At 53.3% G+C, this 240-nt stretch carries 1 pseudogene; it reads right to left on the bottom strand.

The annotated features are described in order from the left end of the window. Nucleotides 1-240 (bottom strand): annotated as a pseudogene (locus AAEY83_RS18160) (SPFH domain-containing protein); the annotation flags it as partial.

The raw sequence follows: 240 nt of genomic DNA, 5'->3' as shown, positions 1-240 counted from the left end.
GCAGTAATCAAACGAATCGACTCCTCTGACCCTTTTGCCAACACTACCTGCGCTTCAGCATCACGGCGTGAGGCTTCTAGGCGACCGTCTGCCTCTAGGATAGCGGCTTGCTTTTGACCATCAGCACGGGTCACTGTCGCACGACGTAGGCGCTCTGCCGCCGCTTGCTCTTCCATTGACGCTTGCATGGTTTGCGATGGGTTAATATCTTGAATCTCTACGGTTTTTAGGGTAATACCC

The sequence above is a fragment of the Psychrobacter sp. TB20-MNA-CIBAN-0197 genome, assembly GCF_040309765.1.
Taxonomy (GTDB): Bacteria; Pseudomonadota; Gammaproteobacteria; order Pseudomonadales; family Moraxellaceae; genus Psychrobacter; species Psychrobacter submarinus.
This window is presented reverse-complemented; position numbering and strand designations above follow the sequence as displayed.